The organism is Aquidulcibacter sp. (genome assembly GCF_020253525.1).
Classification (GTDB): Bacteria; Pseudomonadota; Alphaproteobacteria; order Caulobacterales; family Aquidulcibacteraceae; genus Aquidulcibacter.
Map to the genome: position 1 here is coordinate 39,022 of NZ_JADCBK010000019.1, position 6,333 is coordinate 45,354.

The following is a 6,333-nucleotide window of genomic DNA, read 5'->3' on the forward strand; positions in this document are numbered from 1 at the left end:
TGCAGCTAATCATGGACTGAAAATCTAGGCAAGCGCGCATCAGGCAGCCTCCAACCGCTCACCCTCGAACCAAGAAATGTCTTGGGTAGAGACTTGGCCAAAGGTTTGTTGCTGGCGGATCGACATGGCGATAATCGAAAAAGCTGTGATCGGCATGGTGATAAAGGGCATGGGATCGCGGGCATCCCAAGTAACATCCTTGGCCGTACGCAGCACTTTCAGCCGCTCCCAATAATGCGGCCCTCTAAACATCGCGGCCTGCACTTCAGTCAGCGTCGGGTAGAATTGCTGCATCAGCTTGGTTTGTTTGAAGCGAATTGGCGTGACGCCTGGAGTCAGAATAGCGGGGGCTAAATCCTCTGTCTCGATGAAGTGAACGCCACTTGTAACACGCGGATTGCATTCAATCGCCCAAGCTTTACCAGCCTCATCGACAAAGAAATCAAACGAGATAAAGCCACTATGATTTTCGTGGCGAACAAAGGCCTCTACCCAGTCTTGGATGGCGGGAAGCTCCACGCGCTCAAAGGCAACGGCGACGCTGCCGGTCATCACCGCCCCTTGATAGATGACATTGACGAGAAGCTTACCCGCATGGGCGATAGCAAACGTGCTATATTGCTTGCCCTTGACTTGGACTTGCACCACCGCAGGCTCGGTCAAGGTCGCCGCAATACCGATCAAGGACGTGCCTGCCGGATGCAGACTGACCGCGCGGCCAGAGCACGAAAAGATGGGTTTCACAACAAAGTCGTGGCGGCTGGCAATGGCCTGGGCCTGGGGGGTTTCGATTAAGGCCGTTTCGGGCACAGTCAGGCCATGCGCCTGTGCGAGTGTTGGAAAGCGGGCTTTGTCATGCAGCGCCAGAAGATCGTCGACCGGGGGTGCATAAAGGCGGGCTCGGGCGGGCAATCGTCCTGCCAAATGCGCCACATGCATGGTTTCTTCCGACAAGGGCAGGACGAGATCAACTGCCTCATCCTCGATCAGACGCAAGAGCGCCGCAAGATAAGCCTCCTTACCCTTGGACGGCGGCGGCACTTGAAAGGACCGATCCACACATTTGGACGCACCGGTCAAATGCGACTTAAAAGGCTCTGCCACCAAAACGCGCCAACCCGCCGCCTTGAAGGATCGGGCAAAGTCCAAGGCCTTGGGCAAGCGGCCGATGGTGATTAAGACAGTTTGGCTCATGCGCGGCGTGTGACCTTCATTCTGATTTCTTGTGCCGGACGCGTGGTTAGACGCGCAACAGGACGCACGCGCTCGGGCTCTTGCACCTCAATACGATAAGTTCTCAAGATACGTGCAAGAATCAAGGTTGCTTCCGTTGTCGCAAAGGCCGCACCGACACAAACACGCGGGCCCGCACCAAAAGGAATATAGGACCCAGAAATAATCTCATGCTCGCGTTCTGGCGAGAAGCGGTCTGGGTCAAAAACGTCGGGGTTAGACCACAACAAATGATGGCGGTGCACCGCCCAAGGGGCGATCATCACCATGGTGCCGCGCTTGATTTTCTGAGTGCCGATTGTTGTGGCGCGCGCAGCAACCCGTGGAATAAACGTAATGGGTGGATAGAGGCGCAATGCCTCTTTGAAAACATTGCGAGCATAGGTCAGCCGCTTCACATGCTCAAATTCAATGGGGCCAGAACCTGCCACGTCAATCGCTTCGGCACGGATCTTATCGGCCACCGCGGGCTGCATCGCAGCGATGAAGAAAGCCCAAGTCAGGGCGCTGGCGGTGGTTTCATGGCCCGCTAAGAAGAATACGCCCAATTGATCGATCAATTCTTCGCGGCTAAAGCGCGTGTCGGTTTCAAGGTCGCGCGCGGCGATTACGGCGGCGGCAATATCATCAAATTGTGCGCCCGCCTCTAAATGCGTGTCGAGCAGGCGGCCAATATGCCCGCGAATGCGGGCGCAAGCCTCCAGTACATCGGCACGCTGGGGTATTTCGTCAAACGGCTTACCAAAGATCAGGCGCACCAATTCCACATGGGCCACGCTGCGCTCAAAAAAGGCGAAGGACTCAAACACGTCACGCGCCGTGTCATTGGCGAGCGAGGCCGAAAACACCGTGCGGCAGATGATATCAGCCGTCAGTTGTCCCATGGCGAGGTCTAGCGACATGTCCTGACCAGAAACGGCAATTGCCTGCAGACGGGCCTCAAAATCATCCAAGGCCCCGACCATGGAGGGAAAGGCCTTGGCCAGACGAATATGGGAAAAGGCTGGATCGATCATCCGTCTCTGCTGTCGCCACAATGCACCGCTCGACACAAACATGCTATCGCCCACCAAGGGCGTCAGCGCGCCAACCATCAGATCATTCTTTGGGAAAATGTCTTCGGGATCTGCCAGAATCGGCTTGGTCAAAGCCGGATCATTCACAATCTTGATCGAACGGCGCGAATAGCCCAGTGGCCCCATAGGCAACAAATAGGCATCGGCAGGCATGAGGCTTAATAAGTCACCATCGCCTTGCCGGATCACGCGGACCAGACTGGCCAATGGCCCCATGGGTGCTGGCCGGGGCGGCTTATAGAATGCGTCTTGCGCGTGAAAACCGTCCGCCGCCACCCGTCTACCCCAGCCTACTCATCCTGATCGCTCCGCAAAAAGCCGCGCCCAACCCCTTGAAGCCTAACGCTTGACGCGTCACTATGTCCAGCCCGTTAGACGCTCGCGACTGGATAGACAGTGATGCTTACCTTGTTTCACACGTTGGTTGCCATCCATATCGCATTTGGAGCGGTGGGGCTGGTTAGCTTTTGGGTTCCAGTCCTTGGCAAGAAGGGTAACCGCAATCACCGGCTGTGGGGTAAAATTTTTGCACGATCCATTCTTGGTGCGGGCTGTGTGGCCCTATTGCTCAGCATTTGCACCCTGATTGATCCCTTAGGGACCCATCCACATTTGAAAGACGCTGTCTTTGTGCGCGGCATCTTTGGCATCATGATGTTCTATCTGGCGATCTTGACCATCAATCTGGCGTGGTACGGATTAGAAACGATCAAGAATAAAGCCAATCATGCGGCTAATCGCCGGGGCCTGAACTTGGCCCTACAGCCCATTCTAATCGCCGCCGCCTTTGCCTGCGCGATTGAAGGAATACTCATCGGCCAATATCTGATGGTGGGCATGTCCATCGTTGGCTTTGCCACAGCTGGCACGAATCTCTTCTTCATGCTGAACCCCGCGCCCGGCCCGAAAGTCTATTTGATGGAACATGTGAAGGCGATCGTGGGGGCTGGTATCTCGGTCTATACGGCCTTTTCAGCTTTTGGCGCCGTGCGTCTCATGCCGTCCATGGCCTTGCATCCAGGCCTGTGGGCGATCCCGTTGGTGACGGGCCTTGCCATCATCCTCTACCACCACCGCCAGATCCGATTGAGCTTACGCAATCGTGTGACCCAGACGGCAGGCGCGGCTTCGTGACAACACAAAAAGTTATCGTCATTGGCGCAGGCATGGGCGGTCTTGCCGCCGCCATCGATCTTTCCCGCCAAGGCTATCACGTCGACGTTGTAGAGCGCGCAGCCGATGTCGGCGGCAAAATGCGCCAAGTGCCAGTCGGGACTAGTTTGATTGACGGCGGCCCGACTGTCTTCACCATGAAATGGGTGTTTGACGGCCTGTTTGAGGATGCAGGCCTCGCCCTTGAGGATCATCTGACTTTACTGCCCGCCACCATCTTGGCCCGCCATGCATGGACACAGGGCGGTGATCTGGACCTTTATGCCGACCGCGAGGAGTCCGCCGAGGCGATACGCGAATTTGCTGGCCCTAAAGATGCCGAGGGCTATCTGGCTTTTTGCAAGCGCAGTGCGGCCATTTACGAGACGTTACGCGGACCCTTTATCGCCAGCCAAAGACCAAACCCGATTGAACTTGTCGCACGGGTTGGCTTCACCCGATTAGGTGCCATGTGGCAGACAGCCCCGCATCAGACGATGTGGGGTGCTCTTGGGGCTTATTTCCGTGACCCGCGCCTTAAGCAATTATTTGGCCGCTATGCTACCTATTGTGGCTCCTCACCCTTTGCGGCCCCTGCGACTTTGATGCTGGTCAGCCATGTCGAGCAAGAGGGCGTTTGGCGGGTTAAGGGCGGCATGGCCAAAGTCGCTGCAGCCCTGAAAGAGCTCGCGATCAGCCAAGGGGTGAATTTTCACTTTCAAGCCAATGTTGAACGTATTGAAACTCGTAATCGACACGTCAGCGGCATCGTTTTGAAAGGCGGTGCGGCCATGTCCGCCGATGCCATTGTGTTCAATGGGGACATTTCTTCCCTTGGTCGCGGCCTGCTAGGACCCGATGTTATGCCCGCCGCTAAGCCCGTCGCTTTGCCGCAACGCTCACAATCAGCCATTACGTGGTGCGCGAAAGCCACCACCAGTGGCTTGGCGCTCGCCCATCATACCGTCTTGTTTTCGAAGGATTACAAGGCCGAATTTGAAGATGTTTTTACCAGCCAACGCCCACCGCAAGCCCCAACAATCTATATTTGTGCGCAAGATCGCGATGATGCCTGCGTGCCCCCCGACGGGCCCGAGCGCTTGTTGATCCTGATGAACGCCCCCGCCAATGGCGATAGCTTAGATTATGGACCAGACGCGCAACGCAAGGCGAAAGAAAGCGCGTGGGCGATGATGGCCAGCTGTGGCCTCACTCTATCTGTTGACCAAGCTCAGATCACCACCCCACACGGCTTCAACGCCCTGTTTCCAGCCAGTGGCGGTGCGCTCTATGGGCGTGCCAATCATGGACCGATGGCCAGTTTTCAAAGACCGGGCGCGCGCAGCGGCGTGAAAGGGCTTTACCTCGCCGGCGGTTCTGCCCATCCAGGCCCCGGCATCCCGATGGCCGCCCTGTCGGGACGGCTTGCCGCCGCCCGCCTACACGCAGACCTTCTGAACGCCTAAGCGGTTTTGACCTTTCCAGCCCAAGCGCTTGCGGGCGGGATGAGCCGATCAATGACTTTTGCCGACGACACCACACCGGGCAGCCCCGCACCCGGATGCGTGCCCGCGCCCACAAAATAAAGCCCCGGCACATCCGAACTGATATTGTGCGGCCGGAACCACGCACTTTGGAACAGCTTTGGCTCCATACCAAAAGCCGCACCATTGGTCGAAAGCAGGCGGTCTTTAAAATCCTGCGGAGTCAACATGTGCGAGGAGATAATGGATTGAGACAAGCCTGGCAGCAGGGTTTCCTCAAGACGCTTTTCAATCTTCTGCCGGTAGGGCTCGGCCATACTGGCCCAATCTACGCCGCTACCCAAATGTGGTACGGGGGCCAAGACATAAAATGTATCGCATCCCTCGGGCGCAAGGCTCGGATCATTGGCGGTTGGACGATGCAAATAGAGGCTGAAGTCCTCGGCCAAGGTTTTTCTGGTGAAGATGTCGGTCAGCAACTCCTTATAGCGCGGCCCCAGCACCATCGTATGCTGATAACAATCCTCAAACTTCCGATTGGTACCGAAATACCAAACAAATAAGCTCATGGAATAATCGGCGCGTGCGATTTTTTCGTCCGTCCATACTTTGCGCGGCACATTGCGCAACAACTTGGTATGGGTCCAACCAAGGTCGGCATTGGAAACGACAAGGTCGGCCTGCACGGTTTCACCGCTGGCCAGACGAACCCCAGCCGCGCGACCGTTCTCGGTTATGATCTCGTCAATTTCGGCATTATAGACCAGATGATTGCCCTGGCCCTCGATCAACTCGACCATGCCACGTACCAAAGCCCCGGTCCCACCTAAGGCATAATGGACGCCAAAGGTCCGCTCGAGATGGGCAATCAGGCAATAATAAGAGGTGGTGGCAAAAGGATTACCGCCAATCAAAAGCGGGTGGAAACTAAACGCCACCCGTAGTTTTTCGTTCTTAAAGAACTCCGACACCTTGCCATAAACCGTGCGGAAGCCGCCCAAACGGATCAAGTCCGGTGCAGACTTGAACAAGGTCGAAAGCTCATGAAACGGCTGATCCACCAGCTTGGTGAAGGCCTCATCATAAATCGCCTCACTGGCAACCATATAGCGGTCAAAGCCTTCAAGATCGCCGGGCTCGAAACGCGCGACCTGGGCGCGCATGGCCTTCAAGTCAGCGGTGGCCTCAAAAATGGTGCCATCGTCAAACCGGATCTTGTAGAAGGGGTCGATGCTGCGCAGCTGCACATGGTCAGACATGGTCTTGCCGCAGATGTTCCACAATTCTTCAAAAATGAACGGGGCTGTGATGATGGTGGGACCTGCATCAAAGGTAAAGCCGTCTTGGCGATAGACATAGCCGCGCCCACCCGGGCCATCCAATTTTTC

General features: G+C 56.3%; 5 protein-coding genes. 2 read left to right on the plus strand and 3 right to left on the minus strand.

Annotated features, from left to right (window positions below):
* Positions 1–39: 39 nt before the first annotated feature.
* Both IOB61_RS02685 and IOB61_RS02690 read right to left on the minus strand, forming a co-directional pair.
* Positions 40–1,194 carry an ATP-grasp domain-containing protein gene (locus IOB61_RS02685; RefSeq protein WP_290811786.1) on the minus strand — a complete coding sequence of 385 codons (1,155 nt, stop codon included), beginning with the start codon at positions 1,192–1,194 and terminating at the stop codon, positions 40–42.
* Complete coding sequence (locus tag IOB61_RS02690; RefSeq protein ID WP_290811789.1) at positions 1,191–2,585, minus strand: cytochrome P450; 1,395 nt, start codon at positions 2,583–2,585, stop codon at positions 1,191–1,193. The genes IOB61_RS02685 and IOB61_RS02690 overlap by 4 nt, the downstream gene beginning before the upstream one ends.
* A 123-nt stretch (positions 2,586–2,708) precedes the next feature.
* Here IOB61_RS02690 and IOB61_RS02695 point away from each other — a divergent pair, with 123 nt between their 5' ends.
* Together IOB61_RS02695 and crtD are read left to right on the plus strand one after the other, a co-directional pair.
* Positions 2,709–3,443, plus strand: coding sequence for a hypothetical protein (locus IOB61_RS02695; protein WP_290811792.1), 735 nt, complete (start codon positions 2,709–2,711; stop codon positions 3,441–3,443).
* Positions 3,440–4,927: a 1-hydroxycarotenoid 3,4-desaturase CrtD gene (gene crtD / locus IOB61_RS02700; protein WP_290811795.1), complete on the plus strand. Its 1,488-nt coding sequence runs from the start codon at positions 3,440–3,442 to the stop codon at positions 4,925–4,927. Before IOB61_RS02695 ends, crtD begins: the two co-directional genes overlap by 4 nt.
* Here the strand turns inward: crtD and crtI are convergent.
* A partial coding sequence (gene crtI / locus IOB61_RS02705; protein ID WP_290811798.1) for a phytoene desaturase family protein occupies positions 4,924–6,333 on the minus strand: 1,410 nt, incomplete at its 5' end. The genes crtD and crtI overlap by 4 nt on opposite strands.

Coding starts and splice junctions, on each gene's coding strand:
- IOB61_RS02685 (WP_290811786.1), bottom strand. CDS start 1,194: ATGAGCCAAACTGTCTTAATCACCATCGGCCGCTTGCCCAAGGCCTTG.
- IOB61_RS02695 (WP_290811792.1), top strand. CDS start 2,709: ATGCTTACCTTGTTTCACACGTTGGTTGCCATCCATATCGCATTTGGA.